This is a genomic window from Kitasatospora sp. NPDC090091, assembly GCF_044747365.1.
Lineage (GTDB): Bacteria > Actinomycetota > Actinomycetes > Streptomycetales > Streptomycetaceae > Kitasatospora.
Genome location: NZ_JBIVDY010000029.1, coordinates 76,517 through 101,172, shown reverse-complemented (window position 1 = coordinate 101,172; position 24,656 = coordinate 76,517). Strand labels below are relative to the sequence as shown.

Here is a 24,656-nt window from a genome sequence, read left to right as displayed (position 1 = left end):
GCTTCGGTGCGCAGCGGGTTGATCTCGGAGACGGCGCCGACGAGCGTGGTCTTGCCGACGCCGAAGCCGCCGGCGACGACGATCTTCGCCGAGGTCGTGGCGCGGGTGGCTCCGTTAGAGCTTGCGAAGTCCACTGAGGACCCTTTCGAGCAGCGTGACGTCGGGCGTTCCGCCCGACTCGCCCGCGGCGGCGGGCTGGTGGATGGCGACGAGACCGGCCTCTGCCAGGTCGGCAACGAGGATGCGGGCCACACCGAGCGGCACGCCGGCCAGTGCGGAGATCTCCGCGATGGACTTGACCTCACGGCAGAGGTTCACGATCCGGGCGTGCTCGGGCAGCAGGCCGCCGGTCCGCTCGGCCGAGCCGGTCGTCGAGATCAGCGCCTCGATGGCGAGCTGGTACCGCGGCCGGGTGCGGCCACCGGTCATCGCGTACGGGCGGACCAGCGGCTGCTGCTCGTAGCCGTCGGACTGCTGCCCGCCGTAGCCGCTGCCGTACCCGTTGCCGTACGAGCCGGCGGGTGTCGAAGGCGGGGTCATGGGTCCTCCTAGTGCTGCAGCCTTGGGCAGCCGGTTCCAGCTGGGTGGTGCCAGCTGAGGCGAAATCAGCTGCCTGAGGGTAGCTGAGGGTGAGGCGCCGGGTCTGGTCGGGTCAGACCCGGCGGGGAGGTGGGACGGGTGGTGTCGCCGCGCAGGGGCCTCAGTGCAGGAGACTGCCCTGGAGTTCTGCGCGGAGTGCGGGGGTGAGGACGGCGCCGGCGCGGTCGACGAGCAGGGCCATCTCGTAGCCGACGAGGCCGATGTCGCTGTCCGGGGAGGCCAGTACGGCGAGGGCGGAGCCGTCGCTGACGGCCATCAGGAACAGGAAGCCGCGCTCCATCTCGACGACGGTCTGGTTGACCTCGCCGCCCTCGAAGATCCGGCTGGCGCCGGAGGTGAGGGAGGTGAGGCCGGAGGCGACCGCGGCCAGCTGGTCGGCGCGGTCACGCGGGAAGCCTTCGGACATGCACAGCAGGAGGCCGTCCGCGGAGACCACCACCGTGTGCGACACCCCGGGGGTGTTGTCCACGAAATTGGTGATCAGCCAGTTCAGGTTCTGTGCGGCCTGGCTCATCTGATTCAACTCAACGCTCCTGATGATCTGCGCCGTTGCCGTCGGTCCGGCCACCGAAACTATCGAACCCGGGCTGCTGGGCACCATGCTGGAAGCCAGGATTTCCCTGGCCGGAGGCCTGATCGGCACCGGCCCGGCGGCCCTGCTGGATGCCGCGGCGCAGGTTGGTGAGCCGGCCGCGCACCTCCTCGGGCGCACGGGACACCTGGGGACCGGTCATCGGCGACGCCTCGGCGGTGCCGGAGACCAGGTTGGCCTGCGGGGTGCGCCGCGGGAGGCCGGACATGGTGACCCCGCTGGTCGAGGGCTCACGGACCTGCTCGGCCCGGCGCCAGCGCTCGTCGTTGGCGGACGGGCGCCACGGGGCCTCGCCGGCCGGGCCCTGCTGGGCCTGTGCCTGGGCCTGGGCCTGCTGCGCCTGGGCCTGCTGCGCCTGGGCTTGAGCCTGCTGCGCCTGCGCCTGGGCCTGCGCCTGGGCCTGGGCCTGCTGGGCCTGGGGGGCCGGCTGGTCCTGGAAGCCCGGGGCGGTGGTCCCCGGCCGGCGCGGCTGGTACTGCCGGTCACCGCCCTGCGCGGCCTCGGCCGGCCGGCCCTGCTGCGGCTGGGGCCGGGTCCGGTCCGGAGACTCGAAGCCCGGGGCACCACCCTGCGAGGGGCCGGTCGGCAGCGCCATCGGCTCCTGGCGGACCGGCTCCTGGCGGACCGGCTCCGGACGGGCCGGGTTCGGCACGCCCGGCAGCACCGGCTCGACCAGGCCGAGGCCCAGCGGGTCGCGCGGGTCGATCTCACTGGCCTCGAAGCGCGGCCGGGCGAACTGCGCGGTGCTCTCCATCGCGGACTCGGCCGCCGGCAGCTGCTGGGGCTGGGCCTGCTGGGCGGGGAGCTGCGGCGGCTGGGCCTGCTGCGGCTGCTGGACCTGCTGGGGCTGGACCTGCTGGGCCGGGAGCTGCTGGGGGCGCCCCTGCTGCTGCGGACCCGGGCGCTGCGGCCGGCGCGGACCCTGCGGGCCCTGGGGACCCTGCGGGCCCTGCGGGCCCTGGCCGCCGGGGCCCTGCGGGGCCTGGCCGGGACGGCCGCGCTGCGGCAGGCCGTCCTGCGGGCGGTTGCCCGGACGGGCGGCGCCCTGCGGCGCACCCGGACGACCCGACTGGTCGGCCCAGCCGTGCTGGGGCTGCTCGCCGGTCCGGGGGCCCGGACCGGGCTGCGGCGCGCCGGGCTGCTGCTGGCCGCGGCGGGGCAGGCCGCCGGGCGCACCCGGCGCACCGGGACCGCCCTGCGGCGGGCCCTGGCGGCCCGGGGTGCGCTGCGGCAGGCCGCCCTGCTGGTTCTGCTGCGGGCCCTGCTGCTGGCCCTGCTGGGGGTTCTGCTGCGGGGCCCGGCCCGGCGGGACCATCGGGGTCTCGCGCAGCGCCTTGCCGACCTGTCGGGTCGGCAGACCGCCGGCGCGGCCGCCCTGGCCCGCACCCGGGCCGCCCGGCGCACCGGGACCGCCCTGGCCGAGCTGCGGACGGCCCTGCGGGGCGCCGCCCGCCGGACCCTGGCCGAGCGCGGCCGGGCTGCCGCCCGGGCCACCGGGCATCTGGCGCTGCTGGCGCGGCGTCGGGGCGGCCCCGCGCTGCTGCTTGGCCTGCGCCGGTCCGGGGCGGCCGGGGGCGCGGCGGTCGGCGGAGTTGGTGACGTCCACCGGGAGCATGACCAGCGCGGTGGTGCCGCCGGAGTCGCTGGGGCGCAGCTGGATCCGGATGCCGTGGCGGAGCGAGAGGCGACCGACCACGAAGAGGCCCATGCGGCGGGAGACGGAGACGTCCACCGTCGGCGGGTTGGCGAGGCGCTCGTTGATGTCGGCGAGGTCGTCGGGGCTGAGGCCGATGCCGGTGTCGTGGATCTCGACCAGCACCCGGCCGTCCGGCAGGGCGTGGCCGGTGACCCGGACGCGGGTCTGCGGGCTGGAGAACGAGGTCGCGTTCTCCAGCAGCTCGGCGAGCAGGTGGACGAGGTCGTTGACGACGCGGCCGGCGACCTCGGCCGACGGCACCGAGGCCAGCTCGATGCGCTCGTACTGCTCCACCTCGGAGGCGGCGGCGCGGAGCACGTCGACCAGCGGGACGGGGCGGGTCCAGCGGCGGCCCGGGTCCTCACCGGCGAGGACGAGGAGGTTTTCGCCGTTGCGGCGCATGCGGGTCGCGAGGTGGTCCAGCTTGAAGAGGTTGGCCAGCTGGTCCGGGTCGGCCTCGCGGCTCTCCAGCTCGGAGATGAGCGACAGCTGGCGCTGGATGAGGCCCTGGCTGCGGCGCGACAGGTTGGTGAACATCGCGTTGATGTTGCCGCGGAGGAGGGCCTGCTCGGCGGCGAGGCGGACGGCCTCGCTGTGCACCATGTCGAACGCGTGCGCCACGTGGCCGATCTCGTCCGTGGAGTCGACGGCCACGGGTTCGACGGTGACGTCGACGTCGTGCGGGTCGCTCTCGGAGAGCGTCTTGACCAGCTCGGGCAGTCGCCGCTCGGCGACGTCCTCGGCCGCGGCCTGGAGGCGGGTCAGCGAGCGCACCATCGAGCGGGCGATGACGGCGGCGCCACCGAGGGCGACGAGGAGCACCAGGGCGACGGCGGCACCGGTGATCAGGGCCTCGGTGTCGGCCGCGGCCTGGAGGTCCTGGGCCTTACCGTCGAGGTCCTCGATCAGCTTCGCCTCGATCCGGCGCTCGGCCGTGATCTTGGCGGTGATCTTCTCGTACCAGTCCTTGTAGCTGACCGGCTCGGTCTGGTGGATACCGCTCTGCTGGAGGATCGAGCGCGCGTAGCGGTCGGCGTCGGCGACCACGTTGTTGTAGCTGAGCTGGCCGCGCAGGTTGTCCAGGTCGTGCGAGGTGTAGATGTTGTTGAACCCGGTGAGCGCGTTGTCGTAGGACGTGCGCAGGCGGATACCGAACGACTCGTCGCTCAGGCTGAGGTCCGGGTTCTTGGGGTTCGCGAGCGCGGCGCTGATCAGCGCGCGCTGCTGCGAGGTGACGTTCTTGGCCAGCGAGAACTGCTGGAGCGCGCGGGTGGCGCGCACCAGGTCGCGGTTGTTGGACGCGAGGGCGATGTCCTGGGAGATCGCCAGCAGGTCGCGGATGATCACGTCGTAGGCGGTGATCGTGGCCTGGATGTTCTGGTTGTTCTGGTACGGGTTGCCGCGCGCGTCGGAGATCGAGTTCAGGTCACGGCGGATCTGGAACAGCAGCGCCTTACCGCCGGAGAGTTCGAGGTTCTCGAACTTGTCCGAGGAGGCGGTGAAGGTGCGGTTCAGGTCGTCGGTGATCTTGCGGGCGTTGACGATGTCGTCGTCGAGCGGCGCGTTCGGGTCGTGGGTGATCGGCCCGGCGCTGACGTCGCGCTCGTTCTGCAGGGCGTCGGCGAGGCTGGTCGCCTTCTTGGCCAGGTCGGAGAGGTTGGCCATCTGGGCGAGCTGCTGGGAGGCCTCGAGCGAGGTCTGGATGCGCAGGCCACCGAGGACGAGCGCGACCAGCACGGGGAGGGTGAGCAGGGCGATCAGGCGGGTACGAATCCGCCAGTTGCGCATCGCCAGTCGGCTCACACCCGTGGCGCGCCGCCGGGTGAGGGTCTTGCGGAGCTTGTCCCTGGTCGACTTCCGGTCGTCCCGGCTGTCGTCGGGGCGGCCGCCCACCTCGGGCGCCGGCTCGGCCGGGCCACCGAGCGCCGCCGCCTGCTGGGGGGCTGCCACAGGCTCACGCGACTCCGGGTCACCCGCGGCGCCGCTACCCCTTTTGAAACGTCCCTGCACTGGCGTCGCAACCTCTGGACCGGGCGTCCCGCCGCGTCGCCGCGGCCTGGACGGTGTGGAGTTTCCATCCGCTCCCCGGCCGGTCCGGGAGAGCGGGTCACCGGGGTGGACTGCTCCCTACCCACGGTCCGTGGCATTCCAGCACAGCCGGGGAATCCCAACAAGGGCCGCCAGGGTGCGCGGGGCGGCGCTACCGACCGCGCGCACGATTTCACAGACTGTGCGGTAACCGGACCGGAATACCGCCTTTTTCGGACACTCGACGCATACATGCCAAGTTGGCCCTAGATCAACAGGGTGAGTGGACCTTCCCGAATGTCCGGAATACGCATTATGTCGGTGAAACCTGATGCGGCGACATGTCGGATATTTGAGAATTGATTTCCAATTTGTGAGCAAAATCACAGGCCGATGTGTAGCTTTGGTCACGGTGGCTGTGGAATGAGATCCGTAACCTGGCTGTATCCGGAGCACGGCCTCGATTCAGCCTGCCCGCAATCCCCCCGAACCACTCAGGCCGGTGCCGATCCGTAGCGGTGCGCCGGTCGCGACCCCGAGGTGCTGACGCGATGTCCCAGGCGAAGAAGGCCGCCACCAAGTCCACGCTGTCCTGCCGCTCGACGGCGAACCCGCGCCGGACCACGCTGGCCTCGGTCGAGGACTTCAGCATGATCCCGGGCGCCCGCAAGCCCGGGGACGTCGTGACCTACGGCACCGAGCTGCCGTCGAGCACCGCCAACCCGCGCCGCACCAAGCTGATGGTCGCCCCGGTCGTCGCCGTTCCGCAGGACTGACCCGGCCGGCCCGCGGGGGCCGAACCCACCCGCGTCCCAGGGCGCCGTGGCCGCACCGAGAGGTGCCGCGACGGCGCCCTGCTGTCTGCCTGCCGCCTCCGGGTGCTCCGGGCGCTCCGGGCCCGGCGTCGACGGTCGTCGCCCCGTCGCTCCTCCCTCCCGGTGTCGGCGCGCCCTCGGACCCTCGGCCGCAACCCGCGCTGAACAGGGGCAAAGCGGACGGGGAGGGGCCCGCGCGATAGCCTGGACGCCGATTGACGGGGCCGCGCCCACCGAGGGCGGGGCGCCCACCAGCGCCCGGGCGCGCCCCGGGCGGCCGACGAAGCGAGGGGTAGCCCAGCCGTGCGCATTGCCAGGTTTTCCGTCCGGGAAGGGAGCCCTGCCGCCGGCAGCGTCTCCTTCGGCGTGGTCGAGGGCGATCCCGCCCAGCCCGAGTCTCTGGTCGTCCACGCGCTGGCCGGCCACCCGTTCGGTCAGCCCCAGCCGACCGGCGAGAGTTACCGCCTCCAGGACGTCCGGCTGCTCAGCCCGATGCTGCCCAACAAGATCGTGGCGGTGGGCCGCAACTACGCGGCACACGCGGCGGAGCTCGGCAACGACGTCCCCGACGTCCCGCTGACCTTCTTCAAGCCGTCCACCGCGGTGATCGGCCCGACCGAGTCGATCGCCTACCCGCCGTTCTCCTCGGACGTCCACCACGAGGCCGAACTGGCCGTGGTGATCGGCCGGATGTGCCGCGAGGTGCCGCTGGACCGGGTGCCCGAGGTGATCCTCGGCTACACCTGCGCCAACGACGTCACCGCGCGCGACGTCCAGCAGCGCGAGGGCCAGTGGGCCCGGGCCAAGGGCTTCGACACGGCGTGCCCGCTCGGCCCGTGGATCGAGACCGACCTCGACCCGGCCGACCTCGCCGTCACCTGCACCGTCAACGGCGAGCTGCGGCAGACCGGGCGCACCTCCCTGATGATCCGCTCGGTGGCCGAGCTGATCGTCCACATCTCCGAGGCCATGACGCTGCTGCCCGGCGACGTCATCCTCACCGGCACACCCGCTGGGGTGGGCCCGCTCAACGTCGGCGACGAGGTCGCCGTCTCCATCGAAGGCATCGGCACTCTCACCAACAAGGTGATCAAGCGTGGCTAACACTGACCCGAGCGTTCGGGTTCGCTTCTGTCCCTCGCCGACCGGGAACCCGCACGTGGGCCTGGTCCGCACCGCCCTCTTCAACTGGGCCTTCGCCCGCCACAACGGCGGCACGCTGGTCTTCCGGATCGAGGACACGGACTCCGCCCGCGACTCCGAGGAGTCGTACGACCAGCTGCTCGACGCCATGCGCTGGCTCGGCTTCGACTGGGACGAGGGCCCCGAGATCGGCGGCCCGCACGCGCCGTACCGGCAGTCGCAGCGGATGGACATCTACGCCGACGTCGCGCGCCGTCTGCACGAGGCCGGCCACGCCTACCACTGCTACTGCTCCACCGAGGAGCTGGACGCCCGCCGCGAGGCCGCCCGCGCGGCCGGCAAGCCGTCCGGCTACGACGGCCACTGCCGGAACCTGACGGACGACCAGATCGCCGTCTACAAGCTGGAGAAGCGCGAGCCGATCCTGCGCTTCCGGATGCCCGACCGCACCATCGCCTTCGACGACCTGGTGCGCGGCACGCTCACCTTCGAGCCGGAGAACGTGCCCGACTACGGCATCGTCCGGGCCAACGGCGCGCCGCTCTACACCCTGGTCAACCCGGTGGACGACGCCCTGATGGGCATCACCCACGTGCTCCGCGGCGAGGACCTGCTCTCCTCCACCCCGCGCCAGATCGCGCTCTACGCGGCGCTCGCCGAGATCGGCGTCGGCAACGGCGCCACCCCACGCTTCGGCCACCTGCCGTACGTGATGGGCGAGGGCAACAAGAAGCTCTCCAAGCGCGACCCGCAGGCCTCGCTCAACCTCTACCGCGAGCGCGGCTTCATCCCCGAGGGCCTGCTCAACTACCTGTCGCTGCTGGGCTGGTCGCTCTCCGCCGACGACGACGTCTTCAGCACGGAGCAGCTGGTCGCGGCGTTCGACATCGCCGACGTGAACGCCAACCCGGCCCGCTTCGACCTGAAGAAGTGCGAGCACATCAACGCCGAGCACGTGCGCAAGCTCGCGCCGGAGGAGTTCGTCCGCCGCCTGGTGCCGTACCTGCAGGCCCCCGGCCTGCTGCCGGCCGAGCCGAGCGCCGAGCAGCTGGAGCTGCTGGCCCAGGTGGCGCCGCTCACCCAGGAGCGGATGGTCGTGCTCAGCGAGATCGTGAACATGGCCGGCTTCCTCTTCGTCGACCCGGCCGACTTCGCGGTCGACCCGGACGACGCGGCCAAGGTGCTCACCGCCGACGCCCGCCCGGTGCTGGAGGCCAGCATCAAGGCGCTGGAGTCGCTGGCGGACTTCACCCCGGAGCCGATCCAGGCCGCGCTGCGCGAGGCCCTGGTGGACGGTCTGGGCATCAAGCCCAAGTTCGCCTTCACGCCGCTGCGGGTGGCCGTCACGGGCCGCCGGGTCTCGCCGCCGCTGTTCGAGTCGATGGAGCTGCTCGGGTGCCCCGAGACGCTGCGCCGGCTGGGCGCCGCCCTGGCGGCCCTCCCGGCCGCCTGAGGCCCCTCCGCGGGCGGCTGACGTCCCTCCGCGGGCGGCTGCGGGCCGGGTTCCGACCTGGTCCGCAGCCGCCCCGGCCACGGCCTGGGGTTATCGATTTTGGAGCCAGGCCAGACGTCGGGTAATGTTCTTTCTGCGCCGCCCGGGAGGGAACGGACGAGGGAGCGAAACCCCCGCCGGTTCCGAACGAGAGGCGCAACGCCTGAGCGGGGCCCGACGAGGGTTCAACTCTGGTGGGGTATGGTGTAATTGGCAGCACGAGTGATTCTGGTTCATTTAGTCTAGGTTCGAGTCCTGGTACCCCAGCGCAGTACCCTGAAGTACAAGCAGTGCAAGCAGGACAACTGAAGATCAAGCCCCCGTTGTGTAGCGGCCTAGCACGCTGCCCTCTCACGGCAGTAGCGCCGGTTCGAATCCGGTCGGGGGTACTGGTCCCGCAAGGGATCGCCAGGAAGCCCCCGTTGTGTAGCGGCCTAGCACGCTGCCCTCTCACGGCAGTAGCGCCGGTTCGAATCCGGTCGGGGGTACCAGAGCGGAAGCCGGTGGTTGTCGTCTTCTAGGAGACGCGCCCATCGGCTGAATGCTTTGTTGGGGTATGGTGTAATTGGCAGCACGAGTGATTCTGGTTCATTTAGTCTAGGTTCGAGTCCTGGTACCCCAGCCAGAGAAATGCAGGCCCCGGTGATCCGGGGCCTTTCGCATTTCCGGGTATTTCCACGGAAAGGGCCCGCGCACACTGTGCGCGGGCCCTTTCGTTCGGGGTTCGGCGGCTCAGCCGCGGCGCAGGGCCTCGGTGAGCCGGTTGGCGGCCTCGATGATGGCCTGGGCGTGCAGCCGGCCCGGGTGGCGGGTCAGGCGCTCGATCGGGCCGGAGACGGAGACGGCGGCCACCACCCGGTTGGAGGGGCCGCGCACGGGCGCGGAGACGGACGCGACGCCCGGCTCGCGCTCGCCGATGGACTGGGCCCAGCCGCGCCGCCGGACGCCGCTCAGCGCGGTGGCGGTGAAGCGGGCGCCCTGGAGGCCGCGGTGGAGCCGCTCGGGCTCCTCCCAGGCGAGCAGGACCTGGGCGGCCGAGCCGGCCTTCATCGGCAGGGTGCTGCCGACCGGGACGGTGTCCCGCAGACCGGAGAGCCGCTCGGCGGCGGCTACGCAGATCCGCATCTCGCCCTGCCGGCGGTAGAGCTGTGCGCTCTCGCCGGTGACGTCGCGCAGGTGGGTCAGGACCGGGCCCGCGGTGGCGAGCAGCCGGTCCTCGCCCGCTGCGGCGGAGAGTTCGGAGAGACGGGGGCCGAGGATGAACCGGCCCTGCATGTCCCTGGTGACCAGTCGGTGGTGTTCGAGTGCGACGGCGAGTCTGTGGGCCGTGGGCCGCGCCAGACCGGTGGCGGCGACCAGCCCCGCCAACGTGGCGGGGCCCGACTCCAGTGCGCTCAGCACCAGAGCGGCCTTGTCGAGAACGCCGACGCCGCTAGAGTTGTCCATGCCCTAAGACTGCAGTCTCATTCCGCGAGACGCAAGTTCAATCTTCCGCGAAAAGCGCCACTCTGGATGCAGCAGCCCGGGAGACATCCAGGATGCGACCTCGACAGAGTGTCCGCATCGTGGACACCGATCCGGCGTGCAGGTCGCGCGACGCGTGCCTCACAGGGCGGCGAAAGCACTGACCCCGACGACACGAGAAGGCCGGCAACGCGGCCGGCTGGAGGGAATCCGATGGGACGGACACTCGCAGAGAAGGTCTGGGACGACCACGTCGTGCGGCGCGCCGAGGGCGAGCCCGACCTGCTCTTCATCGACCTGCACCTGCTCCACGAGGTGACCAGCCCGCAGGCCTTCGACGGCCTCCGACTGGCCGGGCGAAAGGTCCGCCGCACCGACCTCACCATCGCCACCGAGGACCACAACACCCCGACCCTCGACATCGACAAGCCGATCGCCGACCCGGTCTCCAAGGTCCAGCTGGAGACGCTGCGCCGCAACGCCGCCGAGTTCGGCGTCCGGATCCACTCGCTGGGCGACGTCGAGCAGGGCGTCGTGCACGTGGTCGGCCCGCAGCTGGGCCTGACCCAGCCCGGCACGACCGTGGTCTGCGGCGACTCCCACACCTCCACCCACGGCGCCTTCGGAGCCCTCGCGTTCGGCATCGGCACCAGCCAGGTCGAGCACGTGCTGGCCACCCAGACGCTGCCGCTCGCGCCGTTCAGGACGATGGCGATCACCGTCGAGGGCGAGCTGCCCGAGGGCGTGACCGCCAAGGACCTGATCCTGGCGATCATTGCGCGGATCGGCACCGGCGGCGGCCAGGGCTACGTCCTGGAGTACCGCGGCTCGGCCATCCGCAGCCTCTCCATGGAGGCCCGGATGACCGTCTGCAACATGTCGATCGAGGCGGGCGCCCGGGCCGGCATGATCGCCCCGGACCAGACCACCTTCGACTACCTGGAGGGCCGTCCGCACGCCCCGAAGGGCGAGGACTGGGACGCCGCCGTGGCGTACTGGAAGACCCTGGGCACCGACGAGGACGCGGTCTTCGACCACGAGATCTTCATCGACGCGAACGAGCTGACGCCGTTCGTCACCTGGGGCACCAACCCGGGCCAGGGCGCGCCGCTCGGCTCGTCCGTGCCGGACCCGGCCTCCTTCGCCGACCCGCAGGAGCGGATCGCCGCCGAGAACGCCCTGGCGTACATGGGCCTGGAGGCCGGCACCCCGCTGCGCGAGGTCGCGGTCGACGCCGTCTTCGTCGGCTCCTGCACCAACGGCCGGATCGAGGACCTGCGCGCCGCCGCGGCGATCCTGGACGGCCGCCGGATCGCCGACGGCGTGCGGATGCTGGTCGTACCGGGCTCGGTGCGGGTCGCCCTGCAGGCCGTCGAGGAGGGCCTGGACAAGGTCTTCACCGCCGCCGGCGCCGAGTGGCGCCACGCGGGCTGCTCGATGTGCCTGGGCATGAACCCCGACCAGCTGGCTCCCGGTGAGCGCTGCGCCTCCACCTCGAACCGCAACTTCGAGGGCCGCCAGGGCAAGGGCGGCCGCACCCACCTGGTCTCCCCGCAGGTCGCCGCCGCGACCGCCGTCCTGGGCCGACTGGCCGCGCCCGCCGATCTCCCGTCCGACGTCGCTGTGGAGGCCTGAGCAGCATGGAGAAGTTCACCACCCACACGGGTCGCGCCGTTCCGCTGCGCCGCAGCAACGTCGACACCGACCAGATCATCCCGGCCCACTGGCTGAAGAAGGTCACCCGTTCCGGCTTCGAGGACGGCCTGTTCGAGGCCTGGCGCAAGGACGAGTCGTTCATCCTCAACCAGCCCGAGCGGCAGGGCGCCACGGTGCTGGTGGCCGGCCCCGAATTCGGCACCGGCTCCTCCCGCGAGCACGCCGTCTGGGCGCTGCAGAACTACGGCTTCCACGCCGTGATCTCGACCCGCTTCGCCGACATCTTCCGCGGCAACTCCCTGAAGAACGGCCTGCTCACGGTGGTTCTGCCGCAGGATGTCGTGGAGCGGCTCTGGGAGCTCACCGAGGCCGACCCGACCGCCGAGATCACGGTCGACCTGGAGGCCCGCGAGGTGCGCGCGCAGGGCGTCACGGCCTCGTTCGAGCTGGACGACAACGTCCGCTGGCGGCTGCTGAACGGCCTGGACGACATCAGCATCACCCTTCAGAACGAGGCCGACATCGCCGCCTTCGAGGCGACCCGGCCGGCCTTCAAGCCGCGTACTCTGCCGGCCGCCTGAGCCGCGTCGGAGAACAGGCATTCTGACGTTCTGCCGGATGGCCCGCCTCCCCTCGGGGGGGCGGGCCATCCGCCGTTCCGGCCCCGGAGTTAGCCGCCCCGGCCCACTGCCGATTGCCGATTTGGCAATGGCGCACAGGGGCCCGCGCAAGCACAACTGCGGGTAGATGGCACAATCAGTACATGCACCGGCACCATGAACCTCCGTACGCGGGCGGCGAACCCGCGTCACCGGAGTCCACGGGCCGGGGAGCCGAACGCCGAATTGACGATCGGCCGGACGCCGCCACCTCACCTGCTGAGGGGCTGGACGACCCGGAAGTCGCAGCGCTCTACGCGCTTGTGGCCGAGCGGTTGAAGCAAGCTCACGCCCGCGTGCATGCGCTGAACGTGTCTGCCGATGCAAAGACCGCTCTCACCCGACAACTCCTGATCGTCACCGAGACCGCCAAGCGCGATCTTCCGGAGGCGGCAAGGCGGTTGAGTCGCTTTGTCCAGGACCTCGACGAGGGGCGCCCGCCCGTCGTCTGAGGTCGCCGACGCGCAAATCCATTGCGACACTAGGGTGATTCGCGCGTTTGGTAATTGAAAGTCCGCAGATACATACCTAACGTGCGAAATGAACGGATGGAATCATCCGGCGCCCGTTTCCGAAGGGGAAGACGTGAACAAGGCTCAGCTTGTCGAAGCGGTGGCCGAGCAGCTGGGCGGTCGCAAGGCTGCCGCAGAGGCCGTCGACGCAGTGCTCGACACCATGGTCCGCGCCGTCGTGGCCGGCGACCGGGTGTCGGTCACCGGTTTTGGCACCTTTGAGAAGGTGGAGCGCTCCGCGCGCTTCGCCCGCAACCCGCAGACCGGCGAGAAGGTCAAGGTCAAGAAGACCTCGGTGCCCCGCTTCCGTCCGGGCCAGGGCTTCAAGGACCTGGTCAGCGGCAGCAAGAAGCTGCCGAAGGAAGGCCCCTCGGTGAAGAAGGCCCCCAAGGGCTCCCTCACCCCGGGCAAGAGCGGTGTCGCCGCGACCCCGGCCGCCAAGCGCGCCGCCACCAAGCGTGCCGCCGCCGCCGCGACCCCGGCCGCCGCCAAGAAGACCACGGCTGCCGCCAAGAAGACGGCGACCACCGCCGCGGCCAAGAAGACCACGGCGACCGCCGCCAAGAAGGCGACCGCCACCAAGAAGGCCACCACGGCCGCGGCGAAGAAGACCACCGCGACCGCCGCCAAGAAGACCACGGCTGCCGCCAAGAAGACGGCGACCACCGCTGCCGCCAAGAAGACCACTGCGGCCGCCGCCAAGAAGGCGACCGCCACGGCCAAGAAGACGGCTCCGGCGAAGAAGACCGCCACCCGCAAGACCACCGCGCGCAAGACCACCGCGAAGTAAGTCCGCGGACGGCCTGCCTGAGCCGTGGCGCACCCCTCCCGGGGTTCCGGGGGCGGGCCGCCACGGCTCTTCGCTTTCCGGGCGAGGCCGGGCGAGGCCGGGCGCGGCGGGGGTGTTGGGCGTCGGCCACGAGAAGTACGGCGGGCGCGATGGGGTGCGGCAGGGGCGCGCGACGGCGCCGATGCGCCTGTTCGGTGGGCGAACCCCCGGCGGTGGCCGGTGCTCGGGCCGGTGCTCGGGCCGGTGCGCGGCCCGCTCTCGGGCGGCCCGGTGATCGGACGCCCGGGGCGTCAGGCCTCGGCCGGGTCGGGGAAGGTCTGCAGCGTCACGAAGACGACCCGGCGGGCCTCGCCGGTGCCCTCGGTGCGGATCCGCACCCGCTGACCGGGGCGCAGCAGCCGGAGGCCGCCGGCGTCGAAGGCGGCCGCGTCGAACGGCACCGGGGTCCCGTCGTCGAGCAGCACGGAGCCGGCCCGGGTGGCGGGGTCGAAGGTGAACGCGGTGGCCTGCATGGCAGCAGCATAGCGAGCGCTGACGCCCGGCCCCGGAGCCGTCTCAGCGCTGCGCGGCGGGCGGGGCGGGGGAGTAGCCGAGCCGGGCCGACAGGGCGGCGGTGTGCGGGCCGACGCCGAGCGCGAGGGCCTCGCCGAGGTCCGCCCCGGTGTCGACGTCCCGGCGCACCGAATCCACGCCGGCCAGGCGGAGTTCACGGGCGCCGCCGGCCGCGTGGCGCTCCCGGGAGCCGTCGCCGAAGGCGGGCGCGAGCGGGCTGCCCGGGGCGCAGGCCAGCAGCGTGGTGCCCAGGCCGGGGGTGTCCGCCAGGAAAGCCCGGCCGGTCGAGGGCACGGCGGCCAGCACCCGGGCCAGTTCGGCCGGGCGCAGGGCCGGCAGGTCGGCCGAGAGCGTGGCCAGCGGCGCGTTCGGAGCCAGTGCCAGCGCGGCCGCCGCGCCGTGCGCCAGTGCGTGGTTGAGACCGCCCCCGGGTTCGTCGGCGACCACCGCGGCACCGAGTGCGGCGAGCCGGGCGCCGGCTGCCGCGTCCCGGGTGACGACCAGGACCCGGGCCACGCCGGGCGTGGCCAGCGCGGCCGCGACGGTGTCCAGGGCGAAGCAGAGCGCGAGGTCCGAGCGGTGCGCTCCGGCGAACGGCGCGAGCCGGGTCTTCGCCAGGGCCGGCGGCTTGAGCGGCAGCACCAGCGACCAGTCGGAGGCGGGTGCGGGGGGCGCGACGGCCCCGCTGGGGCGTACGGTGTCCTGGGTCATCGGCGTCATTGTGGCGCTGGTCCCGGAACCCTCGCCAGGCCGTCCGAGCTGTGCGGACGTGCGTTTGGTCACGCCCGCCGGAGGTGCTGGCGGGGTTGCTCGACAGCCGGTCGGCGGTGGGGCGAGACTGTTCCGCGCCCGCGCCCCGCACCGGGGCCCGCGGGAGGCGAGAGAACCTGCGGCACCCCGGGTGCCGCACCGGAAGAGGAGGACCTGGGGTGGCCCGCCGCTCGTACGCCAGCTTCGGCAACGCCGACTACGGCATCTGGTACCGCTTCGCGGCCGTGCTGGTGAAGCCGGTGACGACCGCGCTGGTGAAGCCCGACTGGCGGGGCTGGGAGCACCTCCCGAAGGAGGGCGGCTTCATCGCCGCGGTCAACCACAACTCGATCATCGACCCGGTGGTGTACGCGCACTGGCAGTACAACAGCGGGCGCCCGCCGCGGATCCTCGGCAAGTCCTCGCTGTTCTCGATCCCGTTCATCGGTTTCATGCTGCGCAAGACCGGCCAGATCCCGGTGTTCCGCGAGTCGACCGATGCCGCGCAGGCGTTCCGGGCCGCGATCGACGCGGTGAACGGCGGCCAGTGCGTGCAGTTCTACCCGGAGGGCACGCTCACCCGGGACCCGGACCTGTGGCCGATGACCGGCAAGAGCGGGGTGGCCCGGGTCGCGCTGATGACCGGTGCGCCGGTGATCCCGGTGGCGCACTGGGGCGCGCACGAGATCATCCCGCCGTACGGCAGGGGCGGCTCCGGCAAGGGGAAGTTCAACCTCTTCCCGCGCCACCGGGTGACCGTGGCGGCCGGGCCGGCGGTGGACCTGAGCAAGTACCAGGGCCAGGAGCTGACCCCGCAGGTCCTCAAGGACGCCACCGAGGACATCATGGAGGCCATCACCGCCGTCCTCGCCGGCATCCGCGGCGAGGAGCCGCCGGCCGAGCGCTACGACATGCGCGCGGCGGCCCGGCACCGGGCCGAGGCGGCCGCGGCCGAGCGGCAGCGCGCGGCAGGCAATCGCAGCAACGGTGACGAGGAGGCCGCCAAGTGACCCGCTGTGCCGTGTTCGGGACGGGCTCCTGGGGGACGGCGTTCGCGCTGGTCCTCGCCGACGCCGGCTGCGAGGTGGTCCTCTGGGGCCGCCGCAAGGAGCTGGTCGACGCCGTCAACACCACCCGGGTGAACCCGGACTACCTGCCGCAGGTGTCGCTTCCGGACTCGGTCCGGGCCACCACCGACGCCGCCGAGGCGCTGGCCGGCGCGGACTTCGCGGTGCTCGCCGTGCCCTCGCAGACGCTGCGCGAGAACCTGGGCGCCTGGGCCCCGTTGATCGAGCCGCAGACCGTGCTGGTGAGCCTGATGAAGGGCATCGAACTCGGCACCGCCAAGCGGATGAGCGAGGTCATCGCCGAGGTCGCCGGGGTCGGGCCGGAGCGGGTCGCGGTGGTCAGCGGCCCCAACCTGGCCCGCGAGATCGCCAACCGGCAGCCCGCGGCGAGCGTGGTCGCCTGCGCCGACGAGGCGGTCGCCAAGCGGCTCCAGGCCGCGTGCCACACGCCGTACTTCCGCCCGTACACCAACACCGACGTGATCGGCTGCGAGCTGGGCGGCGCGGTGAAGAACGTGATCGGCCTGGCGGTCGGCATGGCCGACGGCATGGGTCTGGGCGACAACACCAAGGCGACGCTGATCACCCGCGGCCTGGCCGAGACCACCCGGCTGGGGCTGGCGCTGGGCGCCGACCCGTACACCTTCGCCGGGCTGGCCGGCATGGGCGACCTGGTGGCGACCTGTTCCTCGCCGCTCTCCCGCAATCACACCTTCGGCACCAACCTGGGCCGGGGGATGTCGCTGGCGGAGACCATCGCCGCCACCCGGCAGACCGCGGAGGGCGTGAAGTCCTGCGAGTCGGTGCTCGACCTGGCCCGGCGCAGCGGCGTCGACATGCCGATCGTCGAGGCCGTGGTGGACGTCGTGCACAACGGGCGCCCCACCCAGGAGGCGCTGCAGGCGCTGATGTCCCGCTCGGCCAAGGCCGAACGGCACTGACACGGCCTGCGCAGGTCCGGACCACGCCGGTCCGGACCGCACTGCGGACCGCACCGGTACGAACGGCACCGATTCGAACGGCATCGGGCGCCGCCGGGGCGCCGGGCGGCCCCGAGGCGTCGGAGGGCGGTTCCCGGGCGGTCCGTCGCCCACCCGGCGGTGCCCCGGGGCGGCTGACTTTCCGGAAACACCTCGCACGGTAGTCTCGAACGCGATATGAGCATCGAACAGACCTCCCCGAACCCGTCCGCGAAGCCGCGTGTTGCGCTGGTCTTCGGCGGGCGCAGCTCCGAGCACGCCATCTCGGTGTCCACCGCGGGCAGCGTGCTCAGGGCGATCGACCGCGAGAAGTACGACGTGCTGCCGATCGGCATCACCCACGAGGGCCGCTGGGCGCTGGTGAGCGACGAGCCGTCCCGGATGGCCATCACCGACGGCCGGCTGCCGGACGTCGCCCACGTCGCCGAGGCCGTCGAGGGCCAGGTGTCCCTGCCGGCCGCCCCCGGCAGCCGCGAGGTGGTCCTCAGCGAGCCGGGGACCGCCCCCAAGGTGCTCGGCGAGGTCGACGTGGTGTTCCCGCTGCTGCACGGCCCCTGGGGCGAGGACGGCACCCTGCAGGGCCTGCTGGAGCTCTCCGGCGTGCCCTACGTCGGCAACGGCGTGCTCTCCAGCGCGGTCGGCATGGACAAGGAGTTCACCAAGCGGATCCTGGCCTCGCACGGCCTGGGCGTCGGCCGGTACACCATCGTCCGCCCGCGCGACTGGGAGACCGAGGCCGGCCGGGACGCCGTCCGCGAGCGGGCCGCCGAGCTGGGCCTGCCGCTGTTCGTGAAGCCCTGCCGGGCCGGCTCCAGCATCGGCATCACCAAGGTCAAGGACCTCGCGGACCTCGACGCCGCGATCGAGGAGGCCCGCCGGCACGACCCCAAGCTGATTATCGAGGCGGGCGTGACCGGCCGCGAGATCGAGTGCGGCGTGCTGGAGTTCGAGGACGGCCTGCGCGCCAGCGTGCCGGGCGAGGTCCTGGTCGGCGGCGGCTACGAGTTCTACGACTTCGAGGCCAAGTACATCGACTCCTCCGAGGTGCGGATCCCGGCGGAACTGAGCGCGGAGGAGACCGCGGAGATCCGCCGCCAGGCGATCGCCGCGTTCGAGGCGCTCGGCTGCGAGGGCCTGGCCCGCGTCGACTTCTTCCTGCTGGAGGACGGCAGCTGGATGGTCAACGAGGTCAACACCATGCCCGGCTTCACCCCGATCTCGGCCTACCCGAAGATGTGGGAGGCCACCGGACTGGCCTACCCGGAACTGATCGACCGGCTGCTCCAGGCGGCGCTGGGCCGCTCGACCGGCCTGCGGTAGTCCGCACCCGACGACGAGGGCGGGCCGGGAGCTGCTCCCGGCCCGCCCTCCGTCGGTGCCGCTGCTGCGGGGAGTGCCCGCCGTGGGACGTCCGCCGCTACGGGATGTTCGCCTTCACCGCTGCGCTGAGTGCGGCGACCGGGTCGAACGGGTTGGCGGCGGCCCCGCCGGGGACGGTCACCTCGACGTACGCCTTGCGCATCGTCGAGGTGAACCGGTAGCCGCCGTCGTCGAGCTTCTGCGGCCACCAGGTGACGTCGTCGACGGTGGGGGAGTAGTCCTTGGCGGCCTCGCCGTTCAGCTGCTCCGGGCGGTCCACGCCGCAGCGCAGCACGATGCGCGGCGAACCGGCCCACGCGGCCACGTACGGCGAGGCCGGCGACGGGTCCTTGCGGGCGTGGCCGAGCAGATCCTGCGGCAGTGCGGCGGCGAGGTTCCGGCAGTAGCCGGCCGCCTTGGGGGCCGGTTCCGGCACCTCGATCTGCTCGGGCTCGGACCAGATGCCGAGCAGCACGACAACCGTGCAGGTCAGCGCGACCGGCAGCGCCAGCCAGCGGATCGGGGCCGGCAGCGCTGCCAGGGCGCGGGGAACGCGGAGGTCTCTGGACACCCGCCGATGGTAGCCGGGCCTTACAGGTGGACCACCGGACAGGTGAGGGTGCGGGTGATGCCCTCGATCTGCTGCACCTTGGCCACCACCAGGCGGCCCAGCGCGTCGACGGTCTCGGCCTCGGCCCGGACGATCACGTCGTAGGGGCCGGTCACGTCCTCGGCCTGGAGGACTCCGGCGATCTTGGTGATCGCATCGGCCACCGCGGTGGCCTTTCCGACCTCGGTCTGGATCAGGATGTATGCCTGTACCACGGAAGGACCTCCCGGCGGCTGGGTACGGGGATCGGCGCCGTGATCGCCCGGTCGGGCGTCGGGGGTGGAACGGGCTCACGGGCAGTCTGATCACCACGCTACCGCGCGGGGCCCCCGGGAGGGAGACCTCTGCACCGCCGGAGGGCGTACGCTGCGCGCGGGGGAGCGCGTACCGCAGGAGTTCTTATTTCAAACGCGAGAGGACGGCAGATGCAGGGGACCGTGGGCGAGCTCGGCGAGTTCGGCCTCATCAGGGAGCTGACCGCCCGGGTACCGCTCACCGCCGCGGTCGACCTCGGCCCGGGCGACGACGCCGCCGTGGTGAAGGCGCCGGACGGCCGGGTGGTGGCCACCACGGACGTGCTGATCGAGAACCGGCACTTCCGCCGCGACTGGTCGACCGCCTACGACGTGGGCCGCAAGGCCGCCGCCCAGAACCTCGCCGACGTGGCCGCGATGGGCGCGGTGCCGACGGCGATACTGCTCGGCCTGGTCGCCCCGGCCGACCTGCCCACCACCTGGGCCACCGAGCTGATGGACGGCCTGCGGGACGAGTGCCAGGTGGCCGGCGCGACGGTGGTCGGCGGGGACGTGGTGCGCGGGGACGTCATCACGCTGGCCATCACGGCGCTCGGGGATCTCCAGGGGCGTGCGCCCGTGACGCGCGCCGGGGCGAAGGTGGGCGACGTGGTCGCCGTCACCGGCTGGCTGGGCTGGTCCGCGGCCGGGCTGACCGTGCTGCAGCGCGGCTTCCGTTCGCCGCGCGCCTTCGTCGAGGCGCACCGCCGGCCCGAGCCGCCGTACCACGCGGGACCGGCCGCGGCCGAGTTGGGCGCCACCGCGATGGTCGACGTGAGCGACGGGCTGGTGGCCGACCTCGGCCACGTCGCGCGGGCCAGCGGGGTGGACATCGACCTGCGCGCCGCCGACTTCGACGTGCCGGCGCAGATGGCCGACATCGGCCAGGCGGTCGGTGTGGACCCGCTGGTCTGGGTGCTCTCCGGCGGCGAGGACCACGCGATCGTGGCGACCTTCCCGCGCGGCGTCCAACTCCCCGCCCGCTGGCGGGTGGTGGGCGAGGTCACGGCCCCGGCGCGGGCGGCCCGCGGCGGCCGGGTGACGGTGGACGGCGAGGCCTGGGACCGGGTCGGCGGCTGGGACCACTTCGCGGAGTGACCGCGCCGCTCGCCGAGTGGCCCGGCCGGCGGGGCGGTTGGCGCCCCGCCGGGCGCGCCGGGTCGCCACGTCGGGCCGAACCTCCGGCCCCGCGGGCTCTCCTGCGCACCTCCCCGGCGCGTGGTGCAACGCCGCGCGCCCCTCCCATGGGCGAAGCGCCCGGCTCCGGCCGGGGCCGGCGCGTACGCTGGCGGTGAACCGAGCCCGCCCGCCCGTCCGGTGCGGGTGGTCCGAACCACTGCGGAGCGGGAGAGCCCACCCATCATGCGCATCGGTGTCCTGACCAGCGGCGGCGACTGCCCGGGCCTCAACGCCGTGATCCGCTCCGTGGTGCACCGCGGCACGGATGTGCACGGTGACGAGATCGTCGGCATCGAGGACGGTTTCCTCGGTCTGATCGAGGGCCGCACCCGCCCGGTCTCGCACGACGACGTCACCGGTCTGCTGACGCTGGGCGGCACCATCCTCGGCTCGGCCCGGGTCAAGCGCGACCGGATCGCCTGGGCGGTGGACAACGCACGGACCCTCGCCCGGGACGTCGGCATCGACGCGCTGATCACGATCGGCGGCGAGGGCACACTGACCGCCGCGAAGATGTTCAGCGACGCCGGACTGCCGGTGGTCGGCGTGCCGAAGACCATCGACAACGACATCGACGCCACCGACGTCACCTTCGGCTTCGACACCGCGGTGCACGTCGCGACCGAGGCGATCGACCGGCTGAAGACCACCGCGGAGTCCCACCAGCGCGTCATGGTCGTGGAGTTGATGGGCCGCCACACCGGCTGGATCACCCTGACCGCCGGGATGGCGGGCGGTGCGCACGGCATCCTGATCCCGGAGAAGCCCTTCGACATCGAGGCGGTGGCCCGGATGGTCGAGGACCGGTTCTCCCGCGGCAAGAAGTTCGCCATCATCGCCGTCGCGGAGGGCGCGGCGCCGCTGCCCGGAACGCTGCGCTTCGACCACGGCGCCGTCGACCAGTACGGCCACCAGACCTTCGGCGGGATCGGCAACCGGCTCGCCCACGAGCTGGAGGACCTGCTCGGCAAGGAGGCCCGCCCGGTCATCCTCGGCCACACCCAGCGCGGCGGCACCCCCACCGCCCGCGACCGGGTGCTCGCCACCCGGTTCGGCTGGCACGCGGTCGAGGCCGTCCACCAGGGCGCGTTCGGCCACTTCACCGCGCTGCGCCGCAACGAGATCCGGCTGGTGCCGGTGGGGGAGGCGGTCACCCGCCTCAAGACCGTGCCGAAGGACCGCTGGGCGGAATCGGAGGCCGTGCTCTGAGCGGCCGGGGGTAGGTTGGGCCCCATGCTTTCGACTGCACCTCCCCGCGAGGCACCGCCCCGCGTCCTCACGGTGGCCGGATCCGACTCCGGCGGCGGCGCCGGCATCCAGGCCGACCTGAAGGCCATGCTCGCCCTCGGCGTCCACGGCATGAGCGTGATCACCGCCGTCACCGCGCAGAACTCGCTCGGCGTCCAGGGCTACTGGGAGCTGCCGGCCGAGGCCGTCCGGGCCCAGTTCCGCAGTGTGGTGGACGACATCGGCGTGCAGGCGGTGAAGACCGGGATGCTCGCCTCGATCGAGCTGGTCGAGACCGTCTCCGAGCTGCTCGCCGGGGTGGACGCCCCGGTGGTGGTCGACCCGGTCGGCGTCTCCAAGCACGGTGACGCCCTGCTCGCCGCCGAGGCGGTGGCCACCGTCCGGGAGAAGCTGCTGCCGGTCGCCACCCTCGCCACGCCCAACCTGCACGAAGTGACGCAGCTCACCGGCCGCACCGTCGAGCACGAGGGCCAGATGCTGGACGCGGCCAAGGCGCTGCTCGACCTCGGGCCGCGCTGGGTGCTGGTGAAGGGCGGCCACCTGGAGGGCGAGGCGGCGGACCTGCTCTACGGCGGCGCGGGGGAGGAGCACTGGTACCGGGCGCCCCGGTACGACAACCGGCACACCCACGGCACCGGCTGCACACTGGCCAGCTCGATCGCGGCCGGGCTCGCCAAGGGCGAGTCGCTGCCGGAGGCGGTGGCCTCCGCGAAGGAGTACATCACCGGTGCGATCGCCGGCGGCTTCGCGCTCGGCGCGGGGATCGGCCCGGTGGACCACGCCTGGCGCTGGCGCTGAACGGTGGTGGGCGGGCCCTGGGGCCCGCCCACCCGGGCGCTGCGGAACACCGCCGGCCCCCGACGGGCGGAGTCGACGGGGGCCGGCCGGACCGGAAAGACAGGAAGCCGGTCCATCCGAGGATGAACCGGCTTACTGGAGGACCGGCGTACCGGTCTGCGCGTCAGCGCGAGACCTTACCGGCCTTGATGCACGAGGTGCAGACGTTGAGCCGCTTCGGCGTCCGCCCAACCACAGCGCGCACCGTCTGGATGTTGGGGTTCCAACGACGGGAGGTGCGGCGGTGAGAGTGGGAGATGCTGTTGCCGAAGCCCGGCCCCTTGCCGCAGACGTCGCAGTTGGCAGCCACAGGAGTCACTCCAAGACTTCAGATCACTTACATTCGAAACCCCGCCGAACCAGCGGAGCACTCACGTGAACCGAACCGGGCCGAGGGGTGAGCCCGGACTGTTCCGGGCAACCGGGAGAGCATACAACGCCTGCTCCCGTTCAACGAAACTACCACGATCCGGCAGGTGATCGCTTCGCTCGCCGCCCCCGGCGGCGCCCTCCGGCCCCCGATAACCTGCCAGGTATCACCCCTCGCCGTTCACCCTCGGGCCATCGCGGCGTCCCATCCGGAGGAGACCTGGTGCTGCACACGCTCGACGCCCCGGCCGTGCGCAGCTGGTGCCAGCTGGCTCTGCGCGCACTCGGCCAGGCACGCGAGGAGATCGACGCACTCAACGTCTACCCCGTCCCGGACGGCGACACCGGCACCAACCTGTACCTGACCGTGGAGTCCGCCGCCGCCGAGGTGGAGAGCCGCTTCGCCGACCCCGCCGCCGGCCCGCCGCCCGGGCTGGCCGAGACGGTCCGGGCGATGGCCCGCGGCGCGCTGATCGGCGCGCGCGGCAACTCCGGCGTGATCCTGGCCCAGTGGCTGCGCGGCACCGCCGAGACGCTCGCCGAGGGCGGCGGCGCCGACCAGCTGCGGGCCGCGCTCCAGCGGGCCGCCGACTCCGCGTACCAGGCCGTCGCCGAACCGGTCGAGGGCACGCTGCTGACCGTCGCCCGGGTCGCCGCCCGGGAGGCCGTCCGGGCCGGGGGCGGGCTCGCCCAGGTCGCCGACACCGCCCACCGGGCCGCCCGGGACGCACTGCGGCACACCCCGGAGCAGCTCGCCGTCCTGGCCGAGGCCGGGGTGGTGGACGCCGGCGGGCGCGGCCTGGTCGCCGTCCTCGGCGCGCTCGCCGACGCCGTCGCCGGCCACCAGCCGATGGGCCCGGTCGCGCTGCGCGGGGACGTCCGGGTCGAGCGGTGCGAGACGCACCTGCGCCCGCCCGGCCCCGGCCACCCCGCCTTCGAGGTCATCTACCTGCTGGACGCCCCCGACGACGCGCTGCCCGCGCTGCGCGAGACGCTCGGCGGGCTCGGCGACTCCCTGGTGGTCGGCGGCGGCGACGGCCTCTGGAACGTCCACGTGCACGTGGACGACGCGGGCGCCGCCGTCGAGGCCGGGGTCCGGGCCGGGCGGCCGCACCAGATCCGGATCACCCACTTCGCCGAGGCCGCCGCCCGCTCCGGCACCGCCGCGGACCGGGGCGAGCGCGAGGAGCGCACCCGCGCGGTGCTCTCGGTGGTCTCCGGCACCGGGCTGGCCGAGCTCTGCGAGCAGTCCGGCGCGGTCGTCCTGCACGCCGACCCGGACCGTCCCCCGGCCAGCGCCGAACTGGCCGCCGCCGTCCGCCGGGCCGGCGCCCGGGAGGTCGTGCTGCTGCTCAACGACCCCGAGCTGCGGGCCGCCGCCGGCGCCGCCGCCGACCAGCTGCGCGAGGAGGGCGTGCGGATCGCCGTGCTGCCCACCCGCTCGCCGGTCCAGGGCCTGGCCGCGCTCGCCGTGCACGAGGCCGGGCGGCGCTTCGACGAGGACGTGGTCGCCATGACCTCGGCCGCCGGCGCCACCCGGTACGCCGAACTCGCCGTCGCCGAGGGGGAGTCCTGGACCATGGCCGGGGTCTGCCAGGCCGGGGACGTGCTCGGCCTGATCGACGGCGACGTGGCGCTGATCGGCGCGGACCTCGCCGGGGTCGGCAGCAGCGTGCTGGACCGGATGCTCGGCGCCGGCGGCGAACTGGTCACCCTGGTACTCGGCGGGGGCGTGCCCGACGGGCTCGCCGAGACACTGGTCGCGCACGCCCGGCACCGGCGGCCGGAGGTCGACGCGGTGGTGTTCCACGGCGGGCAGGAGTCGGCGGCGGTGCTCATCGGGGTCGAGTAGGGCCTGACTTGTGGGTCGCGCCGCGACCCCGGGCCGGTCCGCAGGACGGGCCCCGGCCGCCGGCCGGCAGGGGCGGGCGCGGAGCCCGGGCGGGGAACGCCCGGAATGTCGGT

23 protein-coding genes, 4 tRNA genes and 1 pseudogene are annotated in these 24,656 nt (G+C 73.0%); 18 read left to right on the top strand and 10 right to left on the bottom strand.

Annotated features, from left to right (window positions below):
- The 4 genes and pseudogenes from ACIPSC_RS34745 to ACIPSC_RS34730 all read right to left on the bottom strand — a co-directional run.
- A pseudogene (locus tag ACIPSC_RS34745) lies at window positions 1–134 on the bottom strand (ATP-binding protein); the annotation flags it as partial.
- The gene (locus tag ACIPSC_RS34740) at window positions 115–540 is read right to left on the bottom strand and encodes a DUF742 domain-containing protein (RefSeq protein ID WP_400676724.1); all 426 of its coding nucleotides are present in this window, start codon (window positions 538–540) and stop codon (window positions 115–117) included. The pseudogene ACIPSC_RS34745 and the gene ACIPSC_RS34740, both read right to left, overlap by 20 nt.
- Window positions 541–700: 160 nt before the next feature.
- On the bottom strand, window positions 701–1,114 hold the full coding sequence (locus ACIPSC_RS34735) for a roadblock/LC7 domain-containing protein (RefSeq protein WP_030057391.1): 414 nt from the start codon (window positions 1,112–1,114) through the stop codon (window positions 701–703).
- A 10-nt stretch (window positions 1,115–1,124) separates the two neighbouring features.
- Window positions 1,125–4,838 carry a nitrate- and nitrite sensing domain-containing protein gene (locus ACIPSC_RS34730; RefSeq protein WP_400832476.1) on the bottom strand — a complete coding sequence of 1,238 codons (3,714 nt, stop codon included), beginning with the start codon at window positions 4,836–4,838 and terminating at the stop codon, window positions 1,125–1,127.
- A 629-nt stretch (window positions 4,839–5,467) separates the two neighbouring features.
- Here ACIPSC_RS34730 and ACIPSC_RS34725 point away from each other — a divergent pair.
- From ACIPSC_RS34725 to ACIPSC_RS34695, 7 genes are all read left to right on the top strand, one after another.
- Window positions 5,468–5,692 (top strand): hypothetical protein, encoded by a 225-nt coding sequence (locus tag ACIPSC_RS34725; protein WP_400832472.1) that lies wholly within the window; start codon window positions 5,468–5,470, stop codon window positions 5,690–5,692.
- Window positions 5,693–6,034: 342 nt separating this feature from the next.
- On the top strand, window positions 6,035–6,835 hold the full coding sequence (locus ACIPSC_RS34720) for a fumarylacetoacetate hydrolase family protein (protein WP_238951377.1): 801 nt from the start codon (window positions 6,035–6,037) through the stop codon (window positions 6,833–6,835).
- Entirely contained in the window at window positions 6,828–8,327 is a 1,500-nt protein-coding gene (gltX, locus tag ACIPSC_RS34715; protein ID WP_400832468.1) for a glutamate--tRNA ligase, read from the top strand. The genes ACIPSC_RS34720 and gltX overlap by 8 nt, the downstream gene beginning before the upstream one ends.
- A 234-nt stretch (window positions 8,328–8,561) precedes the next feature.
- Window positions 8,562–8,633 (top strand) — tRNA-Gln (locus ACIPSC_RS34710).
- A gap of 49 nt (window positions 8,634–8,682) precedes the next feature.
- Window positions 8,683–8,755 (top strand) — tRNA-Glu (locus tag ACIPSC_RS34705).
- Window positions 8,756–8,781: 26 nt separating this feature from the next.
- Window positions 8,782–8,857: transfer RNA gene (locus tag ACIPSC_RS34700), tRNA-Glu, on the top strand.
- 59 nt (window positions 8,858–8,916) lie between these two features.
- Window positions 8,917–8,991, top strand: a tRNA-Gln gene (locus tag ACIPSC_RS34695).
- A gap of 107 nt (window positions 8,992–9,098) precedes the next feature.
- On the opposite strand, the gene ndgR is transcribed toward ACIPSC_RS34695, so the two are convergent.
- A complete protein-coding gene (gene ndgR, locus ACIPSC_RS34690; RefSeq protein ID WP_148642806.1) occupies window positions 9,099–9,812 on the bottom strand; it encodes an IclR family transcriptional regulator NdgR in 714 nt (237 codons plus the stop codon).
- Between the two features lie 231 nt (window positions 9,813–10,043).
- On the opposite strand from ndgR, the gene leuC reads away from it, so the two are divergent.
- From leuC to ACIPSC_RS34670, 4 genes are all read left to right on the top strand, one after another.
- Complete coding sequence (leuC, locus tag ACIPSC_RS34685) at window positions 10,044–11,465, top strand: 3-isopropylmalate dehydratase large subunit (RefSeq protein ID WP_400832464.1); 1,422 nt, start codon at window positions 10,044–10,046, stop codon at window positions 11,463–11,465.
- Window positions 11,466–11,470: 5 nt separating this feature from the next.
- Window positions 11,471–12,067: a 3-isopropylmalate dehydratase small subunit gene (gene leuD / locus ACIPSC_RS34680; RefSeq protein WP_238951374.1), complete on the top strand. Its 597-nt coding sequence runs from the start codon at window positions 11,471–11,473 to the stop codon at window positions 12,065–12,067.
- A gap of 182 nt (window positions 12,068–12,249) precedes the next feature.
- Complete coding sequence (locus ACIPSC_RS34675; protein ID WP_374209270.1) at window positions 12,250–12,597, top strand: hypothetical protein; 348 nt, start codon at window positions 12,250–12,252, stop codon at window positions 12,595–12,597.
- A gap of 133 nt (window positions 12,598–12,730) precedes the next feature.
- The gene (locus ACIPSC_RS34670) at window positions 12,731–13,447 is read left to right on the top strand and encodes an HU family DNA-binding protein (protein WP_400832450.1); all 717 of its coding nucleotides are present in this window, start codon (window positions 12,731–12,733) and stop codon (window positions 13,445–13,447) included.
- A gap of 290 nt (window positions 13,448–13,737) precedes the next feature.
- On the opposite strand, the gene ACIPSC_RS34665 is transcribed toward ACIPSC_RS34670, so the two are convergent.
- Both ACIPSC_RS34665 and cofC read right to left on the bottom strand, forming a co-directional pair.
- Window positions 13,738–13,959: a hypothetical protein gene (locus tag ACIPSC_RS34665; protein ID WP_392883854.1), complete on the bottom strand. Its 222-nt coding sequence runs from the start codon at window positions 13,957–13,959 to the stop codon at window positions 13,738–13,740.
- A gap of 43 nt (window positions 13,960–14,002) precedes the next feature.
- The gene (cofC, locus tag ACIPSC_RS34660; protein WP_400832441.1) at window positions 14,003–14,710 is read right to left on the bottom strand and encodes a 2-phospho-L-lactate guanylyltransferase; all 708 of its coding nucleotides are present in this window, start codon (window positions 14,708–14,710) and stop codon (window positions 14,003–14,005) included.
- Window positions 14,711–14,928: 218 nt separating this feature from the next.
- Between cofC and ACIPSC_RS34655 the strand changes: the two genes are divergently transcribed.
- From ACIPSC_RS34655 to ACIPSC_RS34645, 3 genes are all read left to right on the top strand, one after another.
- The gene (locus ACIPSC_RS34655) at window positions 14,929–15,759 is read left to right on the top strand and encodes a lysophospholipid acyltransferase family protein (RefSeq protein WP_400832439.1); all 831 of its coding nucleotides are present in this window, start codon (window positions 14,929–14,931) and stop codon (window positions 15,757–15,759) included.
- Window positions 15,756–16,757, top strand: coding sequence for an NAD(P)H-dependent glycerol-3-phosphate dehydrogenase (locus tag ACIPSC_RS34650; protein WP_400832436.1), 1,002 nt, complete (start codon window positions 15,756–15,758; stop codon window positions 16,755–16,757). Before ACIPSC_RS34655 ends, ACIPSC_RS34650 begins: the two co-directional genes overlap by 4 nt.
- Before the next feature lie 216 nt (window positions 16,758–16,973).
- Window positions 16,974–18,116: a D-alanine--D-alanine ligase family protein gene (locus tag ACIPSC_RS34645; protein WP_400832433.1), complete on the top strand. Its 1,143-nt coding sequence runs from the start codon at window positions 16,974–16,976 to the stop codon at window positions 18,114–18,116.
- A gap of 97 nt (window positions 18,117–18,213) precedes the next feature.
- Here the strand turns inward: ACIPSC_RS34645 and ACIPSC_RS34640 are convergent, their stop codons facing one another.
- Both ACIPSC_RS34640 and ACIPSC_RS34635 read right to left on the bottom strand, forming a co-directional pair.
- Window positions 18,214–18,726 (bottom strand): DUF3515 domain-containing protein, encoded by a 513-nt coding sequence (locus ACIPSC_RS34640; protein WP_400832430.1) that lies wholly within the window; start codon window positions 18,724–18,726, stop codon window positions 18,214–18,216.
- Window positions 18,727–18,746: 20 nt separating this feature from the next.
- The gene (locus tag ACIPSC_RS34635) at window positions 18,747–18,980 is read right to left on the bottom strand and encodes an Lrp/AsnC family transcriptional regulator (RefSeq protein ID WP_395294246.1); all 234 of its coding nucleotides are present in this window, start codon (window positions 18,978–18,980) and stop codon (window positions 18,747–18,749) included.
- A gap of 210 nt (window positions 18,981–19,190) precedes the next feature.
- On the opposite strand from ACIPSC_RS34635, the gene ACIPSC_RS34630 reads away from it, so the two are divergent.
- The 3 genes from ACIPSC_RS34630 (at window position 19,191) to thiD (ending at window position 22,283) form a co-directional block, all read left to right on the top strand.
- Window positions 19,191–20,156 (top strand): thiamine-phosphate kinase, encoded by a 966-nt coding sequence (locus ACIPSC_RS34630; protein ID WP_313765658.1) that lies wholly within the window; start codon window positions 19,191–19,193, stop codon window positions 20,154–20,156.
- Between the two features lie 264 nt (window positions 20,157–20,420).
- On the top strand, window positions 20,421–21,446 hold the full coding sequence (locus ACIPSC_RS34625; protein ID WP_400832425.1) for an ATP-dependent 6-phosphofructokinase: 1,026 nt from the start codon (window positions 20,421–20,423) through the stop codon (window positions 21,444–21,446).
- A 24-nt stretch (window positions 21,447–21,470) separates the two neighbouring features.
- Window positions 21,471–22,283, top strand: a complete 813-nt coding sequence (thiD, locus tag ACIPSC_RS34620) for a bifunctional hydroxymethylpyrimidine kinase/phosphomethylpyrimidine kinase (protein ID WP_400832421.1) — start codon at window positions 21,471–21,473, stop codon at window positions 22,281–22,283.
- A gap of 163 nt (window positions 22,284–22,446) precedes the next feature.
- Here the strand turns inward: thiD and rpmB are convergent, their stop codons facing one another.
- Window positions 22,447–22,632, bottom strand: coding sequence for a 50S ribosomal protein L28 (rpmB, locus tag ACIPSC_RS34615; protein WP_078860753.1), 186 nt, complete (start codon window positions 22,630–22,632; stop codon window positions 22,447–22,449).
- Between the two features lie 282 nt (window positions 22,633–22,914).
- Between rpmB and ACIPSC_RS34610 the strand changes: the two genes are divergently transcribed.
- Window positions 22,915–24,543: a DAK2 domain-containing protein gene (locus tag ACIPSC_RS34610; protein ID WP_400832416.1), complete on the top strand. Its 1,629-nt coding sequence runs from the start codon at window positions 22,915–22,917 to the stop codon at window positions 24,541–24,543.
- Window positions 24,544–24,656: the final 113 nt, after the last annotated feature.

Coding starts and splice junctions, on each gene's coding strand:
- ACIPSC_RS34625 (WP_400832425.1), top strand. CDS start 20,421: ATGCGCATCGGTGTCCTGACCAGCGGCGGCGACTGCCCGGGCCTCAAC.
- ACIPSC_RS34645 (WP_400832433.1), top strand. CDS start 16,974: ATGAGCATCGAACAGACCTCCCCGAACCCGTCCGCGAAGCCGCGTGTT.
- thiD (WP_400832421.1), top strand. CDS start 21,471: ATGCTTTCGACTGCACCTCCCCGCGAGGCACCGCCCCGCGTCCTCACG.
- ACIPSC_RS34630 (WP_313765658.1), top strand. CDS start 19,191: ATGCAGGGGACCGTGGGCGAGCTCGGCGAGTTCGGCCTCATCAGGGAG.
- ACIPSC_RS34665 (WP_392883854.1), bottom strand. CDS start 13,959: ATGCAGGCCACCGCGTTCACCTTCGACCCCGCCACCCGGGCCGGCTCC.
- ACIPSC_RS34735 (WP_030057391.1), bottom strand. CDS start 1,114: ATGAGCCAGGCCGCACAGAACCTGAACTGGCTGATCACCAATTTCGTG.
- ACIPSC_RS34725 (WP_400832472.1), top strand. CDS start 5,468: ATGTCCCAGGCGAAGAAGGCCGCCACCAAGTCCACGCTGTCCTGCCGC.
- leuC (WP_400832464.1), top strand. CDS start 10,044: ATGGGACGGACACTCGCAGAGAAGGTCTGGGACGACCACGTCGTGCGG.
- leuD (WP_238951374.1), top strand. CDS start 11,471: ATGGAGAAGTTCACCACCCACACGGGTCGCGCCGTTCCGCTGCGCCGC.
- ACIPSC_RS34675 (WP_374209270.1), top strand. CDS start 12,250: ATGCACCGGCACCATGAACCTCCGTACGCGGGCGGCGAACCCGCGTCA.
- ndgR (WP_148642806.1), bottom strand. CDS start 9,812: ATGGACAACTCTAGCGGCGTCGGCGTTCTCGACAAGGCCGCTCTGGTG.
- ACIPSC_RS34740 (WP_400676724.1), bottom strand. CDS start 540: ATGACCCCGCCTTCGACACCCGCCGGCTCGTACGGCAACGGGTACGGC.
- cofC (WP_400832441.1), bottom strand. CDS start 14,710: ATGACCCAGGACACCGTACGCCCCAGCGGGGCCGTCGCGCCCCCCGCA.